The sequence below is a fragment of the Pseudomonas sp. 58 R 3 genome, from assembly GCF_900006605.1.
Taxonomy (GTDB): Bacteria; Pseudomonadota; Gammaproteobacteria; order Pseudomonadales; family Pseudomonadaceae; genus Aquipseudomonas; species Aquipseudomonas salomonii.
In genome coordinates, this window is record NZ_CVTT01000065.1 from 121735 (window position 1) to 141062 (window position 19328).

Consider the following 19328-nt stretch of genomic DNA (forward strand, 5'->3'; position numbering starts at 1 on the left):
TTTTAGGAAAGTTCCCACAGCCCGGTCACTTGACCCAAGGCGCGTGGGCCACCACACTATACGCAGGCTACGTACAGAACATGGATGCTCTATTTATCGAATTGCCGGCCTTTGAACGGCATCGCAGGGACTATCTGAGTGACGAGCTATTCCAGGGCTTTCAACAGGAGTTGATGAAGAACCCGCAAGCAGGCGACGTGATCGAGGGAACCGGCGGGTTGCGCAAGGTCCGTTTCGTCGACGAGCGACGCAACAAAGGCAAACGCGGGGGCTTGCGGGTCATTTACTACTGGTGGTCGGGCGGCACGCAATTCTGGTTGTTCACCCTGTACGGCAAACACGAACAGGACGACCTTACCCCCAACCACAAGAAAGCCCTAAAACACCTGCTGGACAGGGAAATCAAAGCGAGAACACATGATGAAACGTGAAATCTTTTCCGAACTGGTCGAAGGCTTCGACGCCCTGGCCGAAGAACGCCAAGGCAAAGTCACCCTGCGGACCCACAAGGTCCATCTCAACAACCTGGCCCCCCTGAGCGCCGACGAAGTGGTGGCCGTGCGCCAACAGCTCAACCTCTCGCGCTCGGTGTTCGCCATGTACCTGCGCACCAACGTGCGCACCCTGGAAAACTGGGAACAAGGCCGGGCCAAGCCCAATGCCCAGGCCACCACCTTGATCCGGCTGGTGGCGCGCTTTCCGGAAACCGTGGCACAGCTGGCTGCACTAGGCTGAAGAAGCACCCCGTGGTGATCCGGCTTGCAGTGCTGAACGGCTGGTTATGGCGAGCGGGCTTGTTGTGGCGAGCGGGCTTGCCCCGCGTTGGAGCGCGCAGCGCACCCAGCAAAACGTAAAGTCACCCTGCTCGCGGGTAATGCCCGACCCGATCGGCCCAACCCCAAGCCGGTTATCACGTACGTACCAGGCAATCGGCGCGCTTTTTAATTCGCCAAAAAGCAGGGCTCGGGCGGACAGTCGAATGCGGGGCGTTGGCCGCCCCGCATTCAGGCATGCGCTTAGAACGCGATACCGACTTTAAAACCGTACTCGTCGCGCTTGAGCTTGGTGTTGTCGGCGACATAGGAGTCGTCGTCGAGCTTGTATTCGGTACGCGTGTAATACAGGCCCGCCATCACCGGCAAGTCACCTTTCTGGTTCATCAGCAGGCTGACTTCGGCGTACGGGTTGGTGCGGTCCTTGAGGTCCACCGTGTCGCTGCCCAGGCCATCGACCTTGAGCTTGGCCCGGCCGTCGATGGTGCGGCGGGCACCGGCTTCGACGCGCAGGGTCATGTCATCGAACTGGTGGTTGTAACCCAGCGCGGCCTTGGCGAACGGCGATTTGTTGGTGAGCTTGACGTCGTAATCGTTGGTGTCCGGCTCGTAACGGGTCCAGCTGTAGCCACCACCGACGATCACGTCGACGAAGTTGCGCGCGTCCAGCGCGGCACGCCAGCCAAGGTCCAGGTCAGCCTGGCCTTCCTTGAGTTTATTGCTACTTTTTTCGCCGTATTTGGCTTCGATACCGGCTTGGTAAATAAAGCCGGACTCGGCGGTGAGCTTGTTGCCGAAGTTGTAGAACAGGCCCGCTTCGGGCATGTGGTCCTTGTCGCTTTCGCTGCCACCTTCGAGTTTGAAGTCGTTATAGCTGCCCTGCAGGCCCAGGACGGAAATCGGGCCAGTCGGTGCTGCGGCGAACACCACAGCAGGCGCGGTGACCAGCGCCAGCAGCGAGGAACCCTTGAGGAATTTTCCGAATAGCTTGGACATCGTTTTACATCTCCTTGTCTGGTGAGCAAATTATTCAGGAAACGGTTCGAACCTCGGCGTTTGCCAAAGGTTCGAATTAATTTGCATTGACATGAAGGTAAAACGGTTCAGCGAAGGCTCTAGCTCAAGGCTCCCTAGAATTTGCCACTACTAAGCTATCAAGGGCTTGGCGAAGTTGCGGATGCTTCGGCAAACAAATACCGAAGGTGCCCTGCAGCAATTCCAGTAACTCATCGGCACTTTCGACTGCGCGTTTTTCGCTGGGCTGGTCAAGGCAATGAACCGCGTAATTGGCATTGGCCAAGGTATGCCGTTTACCCGGCGCCAACCGCGCCGCTTTCAGTTGCCCGACGAAAACGGAAGCCGGGTGCGTCGACACGTACCAATTGCCGATGGTGTAGTCGATATCGGCCTGCACTTGCAGGTCGAACACATATAAGCCTCGCCATTCCTCGCCCACCAGCGCCCACAGGGTGTAATCGGCACCGTTGAAGGTCAGGCGATAAGGTTCATGGGCGGTGGCCTGGGGCACCTCGGTGTCCAGCTGCAACGGGCTGCTGGGCACCATGCCGCCGAAGCCGACATCGGTGACATAACGCACGCCGTCCAGGGTCACCAGGCTCAGGCGATGGGTGCGCCCGGTACGTGCATCAGGCGGCCCGCCCATCACCACCCAACCGGTCAGCCCGCGGGCGTCGAAACCCAGCTCCTGCAACAGCGCCAGGAACAGATAGTTAAGCTCGAAACAGTAACCGCCACGCCCGTCCAGCAGGACCTTTTGCTCAATGCTGGGCAGATCGATCGACACCGGAGCATGCAGCAATGTCGACAGGCTCTCAAAGGCGAAGGTGCAGACGTGCCGCAGCTGCAGGTCCTGCAGGGTTTTAAGCGTTGGGGGCGGGGGCGAGTCGTAGCCCAGACGCTGCAGGTAGAGCTGGCTGTGAGTCAATCGGGACATGGCGCGATCCTTGGGCACGTGACGAGTGCGTCACTATGCCGCGCCAGCGTGCGGCTTGTCATTTTGAGTGAACCTTTTAGAAAGCCCGCCTATCCATCTATAACAAGACAGGGAGGCAACATGAGTACCGCAAAAATCTACACCATTCACTATCAACTGCACGGTCAACCGAAATCCTTTGTGGTGCGCGCCGAAGTGATGAATAACGCTGAAGCGTGGCATTGGGCGGCGGTCGATGCCGATATTGCCCATGTCAGCCGCATAGGGCGCGTGGGGCATGAGCAGGTCAAGAAAACTACCCGGCCCTGGGCGGAGAAGTTTGGGATCAGCGAGGTTACCTGGGTGCCGCCCAAGTAGGTTTCGTTTGGATGTGATCAAGCCCCGCTATTGCGGGGCTTGGTTTTTGGGGGGTGTCGGTGGTGTGCATATCCGTTGCTGCGGTAACGGCTGCCTAGGGTTCCGCTCTTACATTGGGTCACTTTTGCAAGGACGCAAACGTAACCAAAAGGTCCTCGCCGGTATGACACACCAAGGTGTCTGCATCGCAGGCAAGCCACCTCCCACAAAAAAGCAGCTCTTCAGTGTATGTAAATTCGCTTTTTGCTTTTGATCTGAGACGCCCCGTCAACCACGGTGGCCGAACGCAGGCTTGAATCCGTGGCCCACGGATTCTAGCCTTCGTTCTGGCACACCGAGCATTAGCGGGGTGCCGAGTGGTGGGGCGCAGGCCTTTAGGTTACTTTTGGCTGGGCCGGCATTCCGGGCGTTTGCCAAAAGTGACCCGCCGTCAGGGCGGAACCCTGAGTAGCCGTTACCGCAGCAACGGATATGTACACCAAACCAAAATCACCCAGGCTTCTTAAGATCCCCCAACGGATCATAATCCACCTTTTTGCGCTGCACCTTGTCCTTATCCAACGGCGCAATCGCCGGCCCAACAGGATCAACCTGCGGGTCCGACACATCAGGCGAATCCGGATCAAACCCCAATTCATCCTCGCCGCTGGCATGCTCGCCCGAACCCGGGCCTTTTGGATGATTACTCACAGTCACCTCCTGAACCTATAGCGGGCGCGCTCTGTCATGCAGGTTTTCAAGGTCTTCCTCAACGCGCTCAACATCATCGTCCTGACGTTCGGCCGGGTCATTGGGGCGCAACGCATCGTTGTCGCGCTCCTCTTCTCCCGGCGTACGGTCAGGGTTGGGTGTACCCGGCGGCGGTTGCTTGTACTCAGACATGATGGCTTACCTCAAAAGGGCTACACAGATTTAGAGAAACCACCCCAAGCCATGGTTCAACTTGTTTGCCCAAAGCATGCGAAGATGCCACCCCGCCTTTCTTGAGACCTGACCCGGATGTTCGAGCTCAACCCCTGCGACCCCGCCACCTTCCGCCAACAAACCCGCCGCAGCACGCTGATCATCGCCGTGCTGTTCATGGCCCTGGCCATGCTGCTGTCGACCCTCGCGGTGATGCTGTTCGGCGAACCCGGCGGCGACAATTTTCGTTTCAACGTCGGCGGCGTATTCGCCGGGGTATTGATCACCGTCGCCCTGGTGCGCGGCCCATTCTGGACCCAGCCATGGCTGGCGCCTGCCGTGTACGGCTGGCGGCTCAAGCGCACTCTGATGCGCGTGACCAATGTGATGCACACGGTAAAGGAACGCGTGCAAGCCAACGATCCCACCGCCCTCAAGGTCCTGCGTTTTTATCACCTGGGGCTGACGCAGATGCATGAGCTGGACGCCAACTCCAGCGCCCAGGCGCAACTGGTCGGCGAGATGCAAGCCCATCGAGCGAAAATGCAGGCACTGGAGATCGACACCGACCAAACCCGCTTCGACCCCATCTGGCTGGAAGGCTTTAAAAACCCATAATCAGCTGGAAACCTTCGCGCGCCAGCAGAACACGGCGCTGACGGCAATCGCCGCGCCCGCCAGGCCAAACACCCATGGCGCCGACGCCACCGGCAGCAGCAACCCCGCCATCAGCGGCCCGAGGCCGGCGCCGACGTCACGCCATACCGCGTTGGAGGCCAACGCCGAAACGCGCATCGAGCCAGGGTTGCGCTCGGCCACCAAGGTGGTCACCAGTGGCAGTTGCAAGGCGCGCAGCACCAGCACCGCGGCCGCGCCGACGATCACCCAGTAACTGCCAAATGCCGTGAGCGCCAAGGCACTCAAGAACGAAAACAACAGCAGCATCGAGGTGGCGCCAAAACGCTGCGCCGCACGCCCTCCCAGCGGGCTCAGAAGCATCTCCGAGGCATAGCGCAGGGCCATCAGGCCGCCGGCGATCAGAACCGCATCGCCGCCAAGAATCTTCTGCGCCTGGATCGACAAGCCGAAGATAAACAGCCCGTCCAACGCCACGCCTTCGATAAACGACCACACCGCCACGCTGTCCGGCCACTTGAAGCGCCGCCCGGTGCTGTGCAAATCATGCCCGGCGGTGGGCAAACCACGCGCCACCCACAGGCCCGCCAGGCAGCAGCCGGCCAGAATCAGGAAGATAGGTCGCGGCCCGGCCCACAGGGTCAGCCAGCCACCCAGCGGCAGTGCCAGCATCGGCCCCAGGGCGATCACCGCCCTGGAGCGCCCTGCCCTGCGCGCCGCGCCAGCAGGCTCAGAAGTGGCAAGCACTTGGGTCGACAGGTTCAGCGCGGCAAAACACAGGCCCCAGATCAGCCGCAGCCCCAACAAAGCGGCAAAACCTGACAGCATCGAGTTACCCAAGGCGCACACCGTGGCGGCACCGGCGGCAATCATGCAGGTCAGCCGGTCGCCATTACGGGCGTAGAAATTCAATACATGGCGGTAGCCGAAAATCCGCACCAGGCGGTTGGCTGCCAGCAACACCCCGGCCTGGGCCAGGGTGATGCCAAAGGCCTGGGATTCCATGGGCAGCAGCAAATACAGCAACACATCGCTGGGCAGGCATAACGCGAGGGTCAGTGCGGCACGTCGGGAGGTGGTATCAGCAGTGCGTAGGGCCAGGCTGGACATAAATCTGAAACATCCCGAAATATTCAGGCCGCCACGTTAGCGTTGCCGCCGCGTGTTTTACAAGGGCTAAACCTTGTGTTTATACGGCAACAGGCGCAGCCCACTGGCCACACTGCCCACCAGCGCAAACCCACAGCCCAGCCACAGCGCGTACTGCGGGCCGCTGCCCAGGGAGAGATGAAAGCAGAACGCCACCAACGACGCCCCCAGCGTTTGCCCCAGCAAACGTGAAATCGCGACGATGCCACTGGCCCCGCCGCTGCGGGCCAACGGCGCGCTGGTCATGATCGCCTTGAGGTTGGGTGACTGGAAAAAACCGAAACCGGCGCCGCACAAGGCCATGCGCCAGCCGATATCAAAGGCGCCGGCACCGCTGCCCAAGGTCGCCAACGCTGCCATGCCCGCGCTGAGCATCAGCAAACCGATGCCGCACAACAGCCCGAGCGACACACGATCCGCCAGACGCCCCGCCACCAAAGCCATCACCGCCACCACCGCAGGCCATGGTGTCATCAGAAAACCGGTTGCCACCTGGCTATGACCGAGCACCGCCTGCAACAGAAACGGCAGTGATACAAAGGCCAGGCCCTGAGCACTGAACGCACAGATGGCCGTGAGGGAAGACAGCGCAAACACCGGGCGCTTGAACAAGTCCACAGCCAGCATCGGCGCCGGGTGACCGACCTCACGGCGCAACAGCCATGCACCGCACACCATCGCCAGCGCAATCAAACCGAGGGTCAGTGTGCCTTGGGCGCCATGCACCGCCGTGCCCAGGCCCAGTACCAACAGCGCGAACAGGCCGGCACACAACAGCGCCGACCACCGATCGAACGCGTGGCCGGTCAACGGCAGTGTCGGCAACGAACGCAGGCCCAACCCCAGGGCAAGCAGCCCCAGCGGCACGTTGATCAGGTACAGCCAATGCCAGCTCGCCACCGACAGAATCGCCGACGCGGCGGTCGGCCCCAGCGTGAAGGCCAGCCCCACCACCAGCGAGTTATAGCCCAGGCCGCGCCCAAGCATTTTTGACGGGTAGATATGCCGCAACAACGCCGTGTTGACACTCATCACCGCCGCCGCCCCCAGCCCTTGGGCCACCCGCGCGGCGGTCAGGGTCAGCAAAGAACCGGCCAACCCGCAAAACAGCGACGAGACAATAAACAGCAGTAAACCGCCGAGGTACACGCGCCGGTGGCCGAGCACATCACTGAGCGACGCGAACGGCAGCACCGTGGCGATAATCGCCAGCTGGTAGGCGTTCACCACCCAGATCACCGAGGCCGAATCAGTGCCGATACCCTGTGCCAGCGTCGGCAGCGCCGTATTGACGATGGCGGTGTCCAGGGTTGCCATGCCGATGCCCAAAGACAAGGCGATCACCGCCGGCAAGCGTTTATTGGAAGGCAGCCCATCGGCAACAGAAGACATGAACAATCCGCACAGGTGACAAAAGCCATTAGATTACGGGCTGGGCGGTTTTTTTTCAGTGGCCAATTGCCTGGCTGTCCGAATTTTCATGTTTGCCGGCGTCATTCAACGATCAACTTACTGCCCAACCACCCGGCCAGGTACTCACCGGCCTGGGCCACGCCCGCCTCTTCAGCCAGGCGCGCCACCAGAAACTCGCGCACCGCCAAATCCCCAGCGTTTTATTCGGCACCTCGAACGACACCATTAGAACTATTCGTGTTTGCGAACGCGCAGTGCGGGGCGTGATCCAGGCACCCGCACAAATCAAACGGTGGGCGCTGGCTTGCCTGCGATGCAGGCACCTCGGTGTTTCACGCAGGCCGAGTTGATGCTATCGCAGGCAAGCCGGCTCCCACCGTTTTAGAGAGTGGCGGCCTGGGAGAGTGCGCTCAAGTCCAAATGCCCATCCTTGACCGGCGGGCACCAGTAATACCCACCGGTCAACGGCGTACTGATCCGATACAACCCATCCACAATCCCGTCTTCCAACCCGCTCATGCGCCGCAGTTGCGCTTCGAACGCATCGAAGGAATGCCCAAACGCCAGGAACATCAACCCTGCCTGGCCGTTCTCGGCCCACGGCATCGAGCGGCGCACTACAAAGGCTTGCGGGGTAAAACTTTCCTGGGCGGTACGCTTGGTGTGAGCGGATTCGGGGGCGTCGTCCAGCTCTTCGTTATCGCCATGGCGGCGGCCGATGATGTGGTCACGCGCCTGGGCGGGCAACGCGGCAAAACCGTCGAGGTCGTGTTGCCATTGCTGGATCGCGGCAAAGCTGGCGCCGCTGTCGGTCAGGGCGGCTTCGACGGCGGCGTCGTCGTGGGGGTTTTCGGTGCCGTCTTCGTAATCGGTCAGATCGAAGCCGGTTTTGTAGCGAAAGCCTTCGGTCATCTGCACCAGCCGGAATGCCGGGGCCAGGGCTTTTTCAAATGCGCGGCTGCGCAGCAGCAGTTCACCGCGATCCACACCGTGCAGCCACACCCACAACGCCTGCTGAGTAGACGGGTTATGTGCGCCGGGGCCCGTGACCGTGGGGAATGCGCGCAGCCCTTCAATGTGCGCGCCGAGCGAAGTCACCAGCGGCTCGCCAAAACCGACCACTGCGCCCGCATCCGTCAACTGCACCAACGCGTCCAACGCGGCGGGTACGGCTGCCGATACGTCAACGGCAAAAAACAGATGGCGTGCCTGCAACGGCACCGGTGCGGCAAGAATGCCCGGCTGGTAGTGACTCATGTGAACTCCTTCTGAAAAGCCGCGCAGTCTACCCCAACAAGCCTTACAAACGCGGGCTTGTGCTCAAGTTTTCCAGATCACGCGGTTCCAGGCCCAATTGCGCCTTGAACTGCGCCCAGCCTTTGGGCGTCATCCGCACCGCACGCGAATCCTTGGCGCGGCGCAACCAACCGGCATCGCACCAGGCACTGAGCAATTGCACGCCGAGCGGGCCGGCCACGTGATGGGTGCGCTCGGTCCAGTCCAGGCATTGGCGCGCAGGCTTCAAGACGCTTGAGTCGATGCCCAGGGTCTGCAACCAGGCTGCGCCTGCGGGCAACACTTCATAGTGTTTATCGCCGACGGCGCGCAGGTATTGGCGCTTTTCCAGCGCCTGGGTCACCGCGACGCCCAACTGCCCGGCCAGGTGGTTGTAGCAGCAGCGCGCAAACCGTAGCCCCTGGGCCTCGCGGCTTTGGGGTTTGAGCACGATCGCCGACAACGGCGCAATCGCACTGAGAAACTCGATCGCCTGAGCCACGTGCTCCCCGGCCAGGCGGTAATAGCGATGCCGGCCCTGGGTTTGGCAGGCGAGCAAACCACCGGCGACCAATTTGGCCAGGTGGGTGCTGGCGGTCTGCGCGGTGATGCCGGCAGCAAAGGCCAGTTCACCCGCAGGTAACGCGCGCCCGTCGAACAACGCCAACAGCATCGCGGCGCGGGCGGGCTCGGCGAGCAGTGCGGCAACCTCGGTAAAGGTGGATGGGTTCGACATGGCGGCTCTCCAACGGGACCTGCGCAGTATAAGCGTGACGCAGGCGAGCATGCTTCGATCAACGTCGAAGCATCTGCCCCGTGCCGCGCGCTAGATTCGCCGCCTGTGTCTTTTCAAGGAAGGTGTGCATGCCACAACGAAAGGTGCTGGCCGCGACCAGCCTCAGCTATGTACTGGTGATCCTCGATACGTCCATCGTCAATGTGGCGCTGGACCCCATCGCGATGGCTCTGCACAGCAACACCGGCGCACTGCAATGGGTGGTCGGCGCCTACACTTTGACCTTTGGTTGCCTGCTGCTGGCCGGCGGTGCGATGGCGGATCGCTTTGGGGCGCGCAGGCTGTATATGACCGGCTTGCTGGTGTTTACCCTGGCCTCGCTGCTGTGTGGCGTGGCCAGCGACATGCACCTGCTGGTGGCCGCGCGGGGGCTGCAAGGTGTCGGCGCAGCGTTGCTGGTGCCGGCGTCCCTGGCGCTGATCAATCAGGCGTATGCAGGCAACCCCGCAGGCCGCGCGACGGCCATCAGCCTGTGGGCCGGGTGCGGCGGCATTGCCATGGCGGCCGGGCCGTTGGTGGGCGGCGTGCTGATCCAGACGCTGGGCTGGCGCAGTATTTTCCTGGTCAACCTGCCGTTGGGGTTGATCGCTGTCGGCCTCAGCGCGCGCCTTGCCGCCAGTGCCAGACAGCCCCGCGCCGCAGGCTGGCTGCGCCTCAGCGTGCAGCTGTTTGGCAGCCGCGTGTTCAGCCTGTGTGTGGCCGTGTCACTGCTGTCGGCGCTGCTGCTGTATGGGCTGATGTTTGTACTCAGCCTGTATTTCCAGCGGACCCTGGGCCTCTCACCGCTGCGCACCGGGGTGGCGTTCCTGCCGTTGACGGTGCTGGTGAGCATCGGCAGCCTGATGGCCGGCGAGTGCGTGCGCGCCTTTGGCAGCCGCAGGCTGATCGGTGGCGCCCTGATGCTCTACGTGACCGGTTTTGGCCTGTTGTTGATGGGCGGCACAACGCCCGACTACGCCTTGATGGTGGTGCCCCTACCGCTGATTGGCCTTGCCGCCGGGCTGATCACCCCTGCCGCCACGGCCGCGCTGATGAACGCGGTGCCGCCGGGACAGGCCGCAATTGCCGCCGGCATCCTCAATACGGCGCGACAGATCGGCGCAGCCTTGGGCGTGGCACTGGCCGGCGCGCTGCTGTAACGCGTCTGGCGCTTGCCACACAGCCCTTGGATGGGTGACTCTCTAGTCATGTTTTGCAACTATTCCAGGGGTAGCGACATGACCACCAGTAACCTGCTCGCCCAGCTGTTTCCCACCGCCGCCAGTGACATTCCCGAGCAATTCCGCCTGGCCGCGCCCATCGAACAGCGTGATTACCTGGTCGACGGCCAGTTGCAGGTGTGGAACGGCCCGCTCGCCAAGGTGCAGAGCCCGGTGCAACTGGGCGATGAGCGCGTGCACATCGGCAGCACGCCGCTGCTGGACGCCGACACCGCCCTCACCGCCCTGGACGCCGCCGTGCGCGCCTACGACCGCGGCCAGGGTGAATGGCCGACGATGCGCGTGGCCGAACGTATCCAGCATGTCGAAGCTTTTTTGCGGCGCATGCGCGAACAACGGGACGCAGTGGTCAAGCTGCTGATGTGGGAAATCGGCAAGAATCTCAAGGACTCGCAGAAGGAATTCGACCGCACCTGCGACTACATCACCGACACCATCAACGCCCTCAAGGAACTCGACCGCCGCTCCAGCCGCTTCGAGCTGGAACAGGACACCCTCGGCCAGATCCGCCGCGTGCCACTGGGCGTGGCGCTGTGCATGGGGCCTTACAACTACCCGCTCAACGAGACCTTCACCACGCTGATCCCGGCACTGATCATGGGCAACACCGTGGTGTTCAAGCCGGCCAAGCTCGGCGTGCTGCTGATTCGCCCGTTGCTGGAAGCGTTCCGTGACAGCTTCCCGGCCGGCGTGATCAACGTGATCTACGGCAGCGGCCGCGAAACCGTCAGCGCGCTGATGGCCAGCGGCAAAATCGACATTTTTGCGTTTATCGGCACCAACAAGGCGGCCAGCGACCTGAAAAAACTGCACCCCAAGCCGCACCGCCTGCGCGCAGCCCTGGGCCTGGACGCAAAAAACCCCGGTATCGTGCTGCCCGAGGTCGACCTGGACAATGCCGTGAGCGAAGCGGTCACAGGCTCCTTGTCGTTCAACGGCCAACGCTGCACCGCGCTGAAAATCCTGTTTGTGCACGAAGATGTGGTCGACAGCTTCATTCAGAAATTCAACAGCAAACTGGCCACGCTCAAACCCGGCATGCCGTGGGAAGACGGTGTATCGCTGACGCCACTGCCGGAAGTCGGCAAGGTCGATTACCTCAATACACTGGTGGCCGATGCCGAGCAGCACGGCGCCAACGTGGTGAACCCCAATGGCGGCGAAAGTCGCGGTTCGTTCTTCTACCCCGCCGTTTTGTACCCGGTGAACCCGCAGATGCGCGTTTACAACGAGGAACAGTTCGGCCCCGTTGTGCCGATCGTGCCGTACCGTGACCTGGAAACCGTGATCGAGTACGTGCTGGACTCGGACTTCGGCCAGCAGCTAAGCATTTTCGGCACCAATGCGGTGGAAGTCGGTCGGCTGGTGGATACGTTTGCCAACCAGGTCGGGCGTATCAACATCAACGCCCAGTGCCAACGCGGGCCGGACACCTTCCCGTTCAACGGGCGCAAGAACTCGGCCGAGGGCACGCTGTCGGTGCATGACGCCCTGCGCGTGTTCTCGATCCGCACCTTGGTGGCGACCAAGTTCCAGGAGAGCAACAAGGCGTTGGTCAGCGATATCTTGCGCAACCGTGATTCGAGTTTCCTGACCACGGATTACATTTTCTAACGTTAACTCGGTTCAAAATGTGGGAGCGGGCTTGCTCGCGAATGCGGTGGGTCAGCTATAGATGTGTCGACTGACTAGGCGCATTCGCGAGCAAGCCCGCTCCCACAATTAGATCGAGTCCACACTGCATAATGAGGCCACTTTAATACCGATGAACCTGCCCTTCTTCGCCCGGCGCCTGTTGCGCCCGTTGCTCGACCCGTACCGCCGTTACCGCCATGCCAAGCTGATCCACGCCGTGCGCGTGTCCATTGGCCTGCTGGCGACCATCCTGCTCACCACCGGCATCAACTTGCCCCACGGCGAGTGGGCGTCGGTGACCATGCTGATCGTGATCGGTGGCCTGCAGCACCACGGCAATATCGGCAAAAAAGCCGTGGAGCGTGCCTACGGCACCCTGATCGGTGCCAGCGTAGGCCTGCTGCTGGTGGTGCAACAGGCTTATTTCGGCATACCGCTGCTGACCTACTTGCTGATGTCCGCGGTGTGCGGGTTCTTTTCCTATCACGCCATCGGCAAGGGCGGTTACATCGCGCTGCTGTCGGCGATCACGGTGTTTATTGTTGCCGGCCACGGCGACAACCCGATCTCCGATGGCTTGTGGCGCACCGTCGATATCCTTATCGGCATTGTGCTGGCGCTGGCGTTTTCCTTCGCCCTGCCGCTGTACGCGGTGTATTCCTGGCGCTACAACCTGGCCAGCGCGTTGCGCGATTGTGCGGCGATTTACAGCCGCATCATCAGCGGCCAGTCGGTCACGGACGATGAACACCTCAAGCTGCTCAACCGCCTGAACGCGGCGATGCTGCAACTGCGCTCGCTGATGCCGTCGGTGTCCAAGGAAGTGCGCATTTCCATGACCGAACTGGACGCGATCCAACGGCATTTGCGCATGTGCATCAGCACCCTGGAGATTCTCGGCAATACCCGGCCGGATCCGCGTGATGAACAGGCGATGGCGCGGATGCAAGTGATGCTTAAGGCCGAGCATCGGCAGATTCGGGTGCAGCTGGTGGGGATGGCGCGGGCGTTGAAGTCCGGGTTTACCGAACGGCTGGAGCGGCCTGCCCAGGTGGCGGATGACGCTGCGCTTGAAGCGCCGGTGCAAAGTGCGTTGGATGGGTATCGGTTGTTGACGTTGCAGTTGGCGGGGAATGTGGAGGCGATGCGGGGGCGGTTAGCGAAGACGGCGAGTCATTGGAAGATTTGAACGGGGTCAGAGCCGCGCAGGAACAGCGCGACGGATAAGGTAAACAAGGCGCTTGAGACGGTGGCGACAAACGGCAGGCCTGCAGGGAAAATCCGACAAATACCGAAGTTTTGGTAAAACTGCGGCCATCCGCCTTTTTCTCACATTTTTTTCACGATTTATTCACATCCGCAGACGTAGGGTGAAGCCTCATCCGTTACAAACGTTGCACATCAAAACCCGCCGCCCCAGCGGGTTTTTTTTGTCTTGGATTTGGGTTTTAACGCGCGGCTTTGCTGGATGGCGTTGCGGCTTGTTCGCGAATGGCGCGCTGGGTGTCGAGCACCTTGGCCAACGCGGTTTCGGCTTCGGGACTTTGCTGCGGTACACGAATCGCCGCTGAGACCAGGGTGATCAGCTTGGCCATCACCTCGGCATCGGTGGCCGGGCGGCCCAGACTCATGGAGTTCATCAGCAGGCGCAGCTCGGTGCCGGCCATGACCCCGGAAATCGCCTTGAGGGCGAATTGCAGGCGCACGCCCAGCTCATTGCGTGGCAGATCCGGCAGGGCCAGGGCGAAGGCTTCGAAGAAGCGCTGGAACACCGGCTGGTAATGCACCTTGAGGTATTCCTGGATAAACGGCGAGGTGTCGCTGTACACCCGGCCCAGGAAGCGAATAAATGAACGCCCTTCCCCGCTGGCCGGGTCACTGCGCTCCAGGCCCATAGCCGGGGCGAACAGCACGCCGAGCAAGGTATCGCAATCGAGCGGGCCGTCGGATTCGGCTTCACAGCGCGCGAGCAGCTCCAGGCGCTGCTCATTGAGCGGCTCCAGGCGTTGCATCAAGAGGGTTTTCATCAGGGAATCCTTGTCCCCGAAGTGGTAGTTCACGGCGGCCAGGTTTACCTGGGCGCGCTCGGTAATCTGCCGGAGCAACACGGCGTCATAGCCGTATTTGATGAAGAGAGCCTCTGTCGCATCCAGCAGTCGAGTCTTGGTAACGTTTGGAGCGCTGAGTTTCTTCGCGACCATGAAAGGTTCCACGTGGGAAATATTGTTTTAAAAAATAATTTGATTTTTTATACCGGGGCGGCCCGTCGAAAGCAAGTACTGACACTGCGCCATACTACCAAAAGCCCGTGTAACCGGGCCTGTAGAGGCTAGCCGAACACCTTTTTTCCCAGCGCAACCGCGCAACTGCAAAATCGTTGCAAAGGGTAAAACCGCTCTACATCCATGGCTGGCGAAGCACGCTGAACGCGGTTACTATTCAAACAATATTTTAAAAACAAGAAATAAAACCAGTCCGTGGCGCGTATCAGGCAGTTCCCGAACTTGTTACAAGGCTTTGCCGGGGGCGTGGCGATAGCGTCGAGACTGCAGGCGTAGTCATGATGACAGAGACCCCCGCGCACCCAGGCTTGATCTCCCTGCAAGGCATCGGCAAAAGCTATCAGCTTGCCGGGCAACACCTGTCGATTCTCAATGACGTGTGCCTGTCCATCGCCCGCGGCGACAGCTGCGGCATTCTCGGCGCCTCCGGCTCCGGCAAAAGTACCCTGCTCAATATCCTTGGCTTGCTGGACTTGCCCGACGGCGGCCAGTACCACTTTGCCGGCCACGATATCTTCAGCGCCACGCCGGACGAGCTGGCGGCGATCCGCAACCAGCAGATCGGCTTTGTGTTCCAGAGTTTCAACCTGCTGCCACGCCTCAGTGCCCTGGACAACGTCGCCCTGCCCCTCAGTTACCGTGGCGTGTCGCGCCATGAGTCGGTGGAACAGGCGCTGCGCATGCTCGAACAAGTCGGCCTGGCCGAGCGCGCCCACCACCGCCCCGCCGACCTGTCCGGTGGCCAGCGCCAACGCGTGGCGATTGCCCGTGCGCTGGTCGGCAAGCCGTCGGTGATCCTCGCCGACGAACCCACCGGCAACCTCGACAGCACCACCGCCCAGGAGATCATGGACCTGCTGCTGGCCCTGAACCGCGAGCAGCAGGTGACGCTGATTATCGTCACCCACGATGCACACATCGCCGAGCGCCTGGAGCGCAAGATCCTGGTGCGCAATGGCGTGGTGCATGAGGCTGGGCGCCTATGAGCCAGCGGGTCGAACAGAGCCTGAGCCAACTGCTGCATGAAGCCTTTGTGAGCCTGCGCACCCTGGGCAAACGTTCGATCCTGGCGTTGCTGGGCATCGTGATCGGCAGCTCGTCGGTGGTGGCCCTGATCAATATCGGCCATAACGCGGCAGTGGACGCGGCGATGATTTTCAAGGACATGGGCACCGACACCCTGATCGCCCAGTTCCCGCCCAAAGGCAACAGCAATACGCCGATGCGCGCCAGCCTCGACCTGGACGCGGTGCGCCAGGCGGTGCCGGGCATTGCCCATATCGGTGCGCTCAGCCTGTTCAGCGGGCCGCTGGTGTTCCACGGTCGCACGGCCAACGCCAACTTTGTCGGCAGCACCGCGGATATCAGGGACGCCATGCGCCTGGTCCTGCGGGAGGGGCGTTTTCTATCCGCCTTCGACGCCAACGAAACCTACGGCGTGATCGGCGATCAAGTCGCCCAGGCCTTGGGCACGCCAGGCGACCCGCTGAAGCTGGGCGACCGCGTGCGTATCAACGATTACCTATTTCTGGTGGTGGGCATATTGCACAACCAACCCCGGGCGATGCTGATGCCGGTGCAGGCCAACGAATCGCTGTTTATCCCCGCCGAAGGCATGCGGCGCATCTACCCGACGCCGCAGATCGGCAATGTGATCATCCGCGCCGCGCCCGGCCAGGACATGGAGCGCATCGCCGTTGAAGCCGCGATTGCCTTGAAACGCCAGCTCACCGACCACGATGTCGACATTCAGGTGCCCCAGCAAATGATCGATGGCATGACCCGGCAAAGCCGCACGTTCGCCTACTTGCTGCTGGCGCTGGGCGCGATTTCCCTGGTCGGCGGCGGTGTCGGCGTGATGAACGTGATGCTGATGAATGTCTCGGAGCGCCGCCGCGAAATCGGTATCCGCATGGCCCTGGGCGCGCGCCAGCGTGACATCCGCAATCTGTTTTTGCTCGAAGCGGTCACGCTGACGGCAGTGGGTGCGCTGTGCGGTGCGGTGCTGGGCATGACCGCCGCGTGGCTCTACGCCTGGCTGTCGGGCTGGGAATTTGCCCTGGCCGCCGCCGCCCTGCCACTGGGGGTGGGCAGCACCTTGCTGGTGGGCTTGTTCTTTGGCATCTACCCGGCGGTCTCGGCCTCGCGGCTGCAGCCGGTGGAGGCCCTGCGTGATGAATAAATGGCTGTGGTTACTCACCCTGGCAAGCCTGCCGGCCATGGCCACCGACGTGGTAATCAACCCGTCGGCGCCGAGCACCACCCGCAGTGGGTATGACCGCAGTGTGTCGCTCAATAACCAGGTCACGACCATGACCCTGGGGGATGCGGTGTACCTGGGCCTGCGCAAAAACCCGGCGATCCGCAGCGCGTACCTGCAACGCGTGGCGCAAAAGTTCGACCTGCGGGTGGCCGAAGACACCTTCAACCCCAAGCTCTCCCTCAACAGTTATTACCGTCAAAGTCGCGGCTCAGCCGACAACGCGCGCAATGCCAACCTGGCGCCGCGAGCGACCTTGCTCAGTGAATACGGCACCCAGTTGAGCATGGCCTGGACCCAGCAGTTGAACAACGCCGACCGCGCCGGCCGCTACCGCAGCGACGGCCTCGACCTGGCGCTGATCCAACCGCTGATGCGTGGCGGCGGCTGGGACGCCACCACCGCGCCGCTGCGTCTGTCGCGCCTGTCGGAGCAGGCCAACCGCCTGAACCTCAAAGCCACCGTGGCGCAGACCATCAGCCAGATCATCGCCACCTACCGTGAGCTGCTGCGCGCCCAGGAGCAGTTGAGCATTGTCCAGGACGCGCTCAAGCGCTCCAACACCTTGCTGGACGTGAACAAGGCGCTGATCAGTGCCGGGCGCATGGCCGAGTTCGAAATTGTGCAGACTGAAGCCGATATCGCCACCCAGCAACTGGGCGTGGAAGAGGCCCAGAACCAACTCGACACCAGCCGCCTGGCCCTGCTGCGCCTGCTGGCGCTGGACCTGTCGACGCCGATCCGCGCCAGCGAAGCCCTGGACGCCAAACCGATGAACATCGACAAACGCCAGGCCTTCAACCTGGCGCAGACCCAGCAGCCGGAGTACCTCGCGGCCCTGCTCGGCAGCCAACAGGCCGACCTCAACCTGGTGATCGCCAAAGACTCCGGGCGCTGGCAAGTAGACCTGGTGGCGGGCGCCAACCAGTTACGCGATGCCTACAGCAACAACGACAGCGGCAACAACAATAACCGCACGTGGAACAGCTACGCCGGGGTGCAGGTGCAGATTCCCATCGGCGACATCAGCACCCGCCAGGCCGAGGTGCGCGCGCGGGTGAATGTCGAAGATCAGGAGATCCGCATCACCGACGCGCGCCAGGAACTGGAACGCAGTGTCAACGACGTGGTGCGCGACCTGGGCACGCGTTGGCGCCAATATGAAATCTCTCAGCGTGCCGTCGAGCTGTCGCGGCGCAAGATCGAAATCGAGCGGGAAAAACTCAGCGCCGGGCGCTCCACCAACTTCCAGGTGCTGAGTTACGAAACCGACCTGCGCAATGCCGAAAACGCGCGGCTCAATGCACTGATCGCTTACCTGAACGCCCAGACCCAGCTCGATTTGACCCTGGGCATGACGCTGGAAAGTTGGGAAATTGCCCTCAATGACTACTAATAAAAAATACCTGCTGGGTGCCCTGATCATCGTGCTGTTGGCGGGCGCAGGCATTGCCCTGCGCAGCCCGGCCACCCGCCAGCCCGCCGCGACCGAGCAATGGCTGGCGGTCAAGCCCGACCCGTTGGTGCACCAGATCGGCCTGGTGGGCAAGATCGAACCCGACACCACCATCACCCTCACCGCGCCGTTCGACGGTAATGTGCTCGCCAACCTGGTCGAGCAAGGCCAACGCGTCGAAGCCGGCCAGGTGCTGTTGCGCATGGATCCGGCGACTCTCGAAGTGCAACTGCGCGATGCCCTCTCCGCCCAGCTCAAGGCGCGGCGCACCGTGCAAGAGATGCAAGACTGGGACAGCAGCCCCGCCGTCAGCCGCGCCCGCCGTAGCCTGCGCACTGCGGAAATGACCGCCGGCAACACCCAGCGCAAACTCACCGAGAGCGAAAACCTGTTCAAGCGCGGCATCATCCCGCGCAACGAGCTGGACGATCTCAAGCAGCAGACCCAACAGCAACAACTGGACCTCGCCGCGGCCCGTAGCGAACTGCAGCAGGCGCAGGATCAGGGCAAAGGCGAATACCGCCAGATCGCCGAGATGGAATTGACCAACGCCACGGTGAAATACGACGCCTTGCATAAGCTGCTGGAAGGCAAGGAGGTCAAGGCGCCCTTCTCCGGCATCGTCGTCCCGGCGCCGGGCAGCAATAATTCCTCGCCTGGCGGCGCCAATAACAACGTACCGGTGCAGGCCGGCAGCAAGGTCAGCCAGGGGCAGGTGCTGTTCGGGCTGGCCAATATCGAACGGCTGAAAATTGTCGCGAAGGTGTCGGAGCTGGACATCAACCAGTTGCATCAGGGCCAGGCCGTGGAAGTGATGGGTGATGGCTTTGACGGCGAGCGCCTGACCGGCTCCGTCAGCGTGGTCAGCGGCCTGGCGATTGCCAGCGACAGCCAGGGCAGCGCGCAGTTTCCGGTCACCTTGTCGATCCCCAAACTGACCGCACAGCAATTGCAGCGGGTGCGGCTGGGGATGAGTGCGCGGTTGACGATTGTGACCTACAACAATGCGCAGGCGATTGTGGTACCAAGCCAGGCGATCCAGACGGACATGACCGTGGAATATCGAGCCGCGATGGATAAGCCGGTGGAGCGGGTTAACGTCACCACAGGACAGTCAACCGCCGAAGGTGTTGAGGTATTCGGCCTCAAGCCAGGCTTTGTAAAAAACTCAAAATAGAGGGAGATCCAACGGTGGGAGCTGGCTTGCCTGCGATAGCGG

General features: G+C 61.9%; 20 protein-coding genes and 1 pseudogene. 11 read left to right on the forward strand and 10 right to left on the reverse strand.

Annotated features, from left to right (window positions below):
- The first annotated feature begins 80 nt into the window (after positions 1-80).
- The gene (locus BFP92_RS21670) at positions 81-431 is read left to right on the forward strand and encodes a type II toxin-antitoxin system RelE/ParE family toxin (protein ID WP_065931183.1); all 351 of its coding nucleotides are present in this window, start codon (positions 81-83) and stop codon (positions 429-431) included.
- Complete coding sequence (locus BFP92_RS21675; RefSeq protein ID WP_065931182.1) at positions 421-735, forward strand: helix-turn-helix domain-containing protein; 315 nt, start codon at positions 421-423, stop codon at positions 733-735. Before BFP92_RS21670 ends, BFP92_RS21675 begins: the two co-directional genes overlap by 11 nt.
- 281 nt (positions 736-1016) lie before the next feature.
- Here BFP92_RS21675 and BFP92_RS21680 read toward each other — a convergent pair whose 3' ends face one another.
- Both BFP92_RS21680 and BFP92_RS21685 read right to left on the reverse strand, forming a co-directional pair.
- Complete coding sequence (locus tag BFP92_RS21680) at positions 1017-1769, reverse strand: outer membrane beta-barrel protein (protein ID WP_056861692.1); 753 nt, start codon at positions 1767-1769, stop codon at positions 1017-1019.
- Positions 1770-1893: 124 nt separating this feature from the next.
- Positions 1894-2727 carry an arylamine N-acetyltransferase family protein gene (locus BFP92_RS21685; RefSeq protein WP_065931023.1) on the reverse strand — a complete coding sequence of 278 codons (834 nt, stop codon included), beginning with the start codon at positions 2725-2727 and terminating at the stop codon, positions 1894-1896.
- 120 nt (positions 2728-2847) lie between these two features.
- Here BFP92_RS21685 and BFP92_RS21690 point away from each other — a divergent pair, with 120 nt between their 5' ends.
- Positions 2848-3084, forward strand: a complete 237-nt coding sequence (locus BFP92_RS21690; RefSeq protein WP_017137532.1) for a DUF6555 family protein — start codon at positions 2848-2850, stop codon at positions 3082-3084.
- 489 nt (positions 3085-3573) lie between these two features.
- Here the strand turns inward: BFP92_RS21690 and BFP92_RS21695 are convergent, their stop codons facing one another.
- Together BFP92_RS21695 and BFP92_RS31790 are read right to left on the reverse strand one after the other, a co-directional pair.
- Positions 3574-3774 carry a DUF6021 family protein gene (locus BFP92_RS21695; RefSeq protein WP_065931024.1) on the reverse strand — a complete coding sequence of 67 codons (201 nt, stop codon included), beginning with the start codon at positions 3772-3774 and terminating at the stop codon, positions 3574-3576.
- 15 nt (positions 3775-3789) lie between these two features.
- Positions 3790-3966 carry a hypothetical protein gene (locus tag BFP92_RS31790; RefSeq protein ID WP_163005435.1) on the reverse strand — a complete coding sequence of 59 codons (177 nt, stop codon included), beginning with the start codon at positions 3964-3966 and terminating at the stop codon, positions 3790-3792.
- A gap of 117 nt (positions 3967-4083) precedes the next feature.
- Here BFP92_RS31790 and BFP92_RS21705 point away from each other — a divergent pair, with 117 nt between their 5' ends.
- Positions 4084-4605, forward strand: a complete 522-nt coding sequence (locus tag BFP92_RS21705; RefSeq protein ID WP_065931026.1) for a DUF3087 domain-containing protein — start codon at positions 4084-4086, stop codon at positions 4603-4605.
- Here the strand turns inward: BFP92_RS21705 and BFP92_RS21710 are convergent, their stop codons facing one another.
- From BFP92_RS21710 to BFP92_RS21725, 5 genes and pseudogenes are all read right to left on the reverse strand, one after another.
- Entirely contained in the window at positions 4606-5733 is a 1128-nt protein-coding gene (locus tag BFP92_RS21710) for an MFS transporter (RefSeq protein ID WP_056858533.1), read from the reverse strand.
- Between the two features lie 66 nt (positions 5734-5799).
- Positions 5800-7164, reverse strand: coding sequence for an MFS transporter (locus BFP92_RS21715; protein WP_065931027.1), 1365 nt, complete (start codon positions 7162-7164; stop codon positions 5800-5802).
- A 55-nt stretch (positions 7165-7219) separates the two neighbouring features.
- A pseudogene (locus BFP92_RS32350) lies at positions 7220-7361 on the reverse strand (DUF2063 domain-containing protein); the annotation flags it as partial.
- A gap of 205 nt (positions 7362-7566) precedes the next feature.
- A complete protein-coding gene (locus tag BFP92_RS21720) occupies positions 7567-8442 on the reverse strand; it encodes a Dyp-type peroxidase (RefSeq protein WP_065931028.1) in 876 nt (291 codons plus the stop codon).
- A 43-nt stretch (positions 8443-8485) separates the two neighbouring features.
- The gene (locus BFP92_RS21725) at positions 8486-9196 is read right to left on the reverse strand and encodes an ArsR/SmtB family transcription factor (RefSeq protein ID WP_065931029.1); all 711 of its coding nucleotides are present in this window, start codon (positions 9194-9196) and stop codon (positions 8486-8488) included.
- A gap of 128 nt (positions 9197-9324) precedes the next feature.
- On the opposite strand from BFP92_RS21725, the gene BFP92_RS21730 reads away from it, so the two are divergent.
- The 3 genes from BFP92_RS21730 to BFP92_RS21740 all read left to right on the forward strand — a co-directional run bounded on the left by BFP92_RS21730 (position 9325) and on the right by BFP92_RS21740 (position 13300).
- Positions 9325-10395 (forward strand): MFS transporter, encoded by a 1071-nt coding sequence (locus BFP92_RS21730; protein ID WP_065931030.1) that lies wholly within the window; start codon positions 9325-9327, stop codon positions 10393-10395.
- Between the two features lie 78 nt (positions 10396-10473).
- Entirely contained in the window at positions 10474-12090 is a 1617-nt protein-coding gene (locus BFP92_RS21735; RefSeq protein ID WP_056858524.1) for an NADP-dependent glyceraldehyde-3-phosphate dehydrogenase, read from the forward strand.
- A gap of 151 nt (positions 12091-12241) precedes the next feature.
- A complete protein-coding gene (locus BFP92_RS21740) occupies positions 12242-13300 on the forward strand; it encodes an FUSC family protein (RefSeq protein ID WP_065931031.1) in 1059 nt (352 codons plus the stop codon).
- A gap of 259 nt (positions 13301-13559) precedes the next feature.
- On the opposite strand, the gene BFP92_RS21745 is transcribed toward BFP92_RS21740, so the two are convergent.
- Positions 13560-14312: a TetR/AcrR family transcriptional regulator gene (locus tag BFP92_RS21745; RefSeq protein ID WP_065931032.1), complete on the reverse strand. Its 753-nt coding sequence runs from the start codon at positions 14310-14312 to the stop codon at positions 13560-13562.
- 359 nt (positions 14313-14671) lie between these two features.
- Here BFP92_RS21745 and BFP92_RS21750 point away from each other — a divergent pair, with 359 nt between their 5' ends.
- The 4 genes from BFP92_RS21750 to BFP92_RS21765 are packed head-to-tail and all read left to right on the forward strand — an operon-like array spanning position 14672 to position 19286.
- On the forward strand, positions 14672-15379 hold the full coding sequence (locus BFP92_RS21750) for an ABC transporter ATP-binding protein (RefSeq protein WP_065931033.1): 708 nt from the start codon (positions 14672-14674) through the stop codon (positions 15377-15379).
- Complete coding sequence (locus tag BFP92_RS21755; protein WP_065931034.1) at positions 15376-16575, forward strand: ABC transporter permease; 1200 nt, start codon at positions 15376-15378, stop codon at positions 16573-16575. The genes BFP92_RS21750 and BFP92_RS21755 overlap by 4 nt, the downstream gene beginning before the upstream one ends.
- A complete protein-coding gene (locus BFP92_RS21760) occupies positions 16568-18049 on the forward strand; it encodes a TolC family protein (RefSeq protein WP_065931035.1) in 1482 nt (493 codons plus the stop codon). Before BFP92_RS21755 ends, BFP92_RS21760 begins: the two co-directional genes overlap by 8 nt.
- Positions 18039-19286, forward strand: coding sequence for an efflux RND transporter periplasmic adaptor subunit (locus BFP92_RS21765; RefSeq protein WP_065931036.1), 1248 nt, complete (start codon positions 18039-18041; stop codon positions 19284-19286). The genes BFP92_RS21760 and BFP92_RS21765 overlap by 11 nt, the downstream gene beginning before the upstream one ends.
- Positions 19287-19328: the final 42 nt, after the last annotated feature.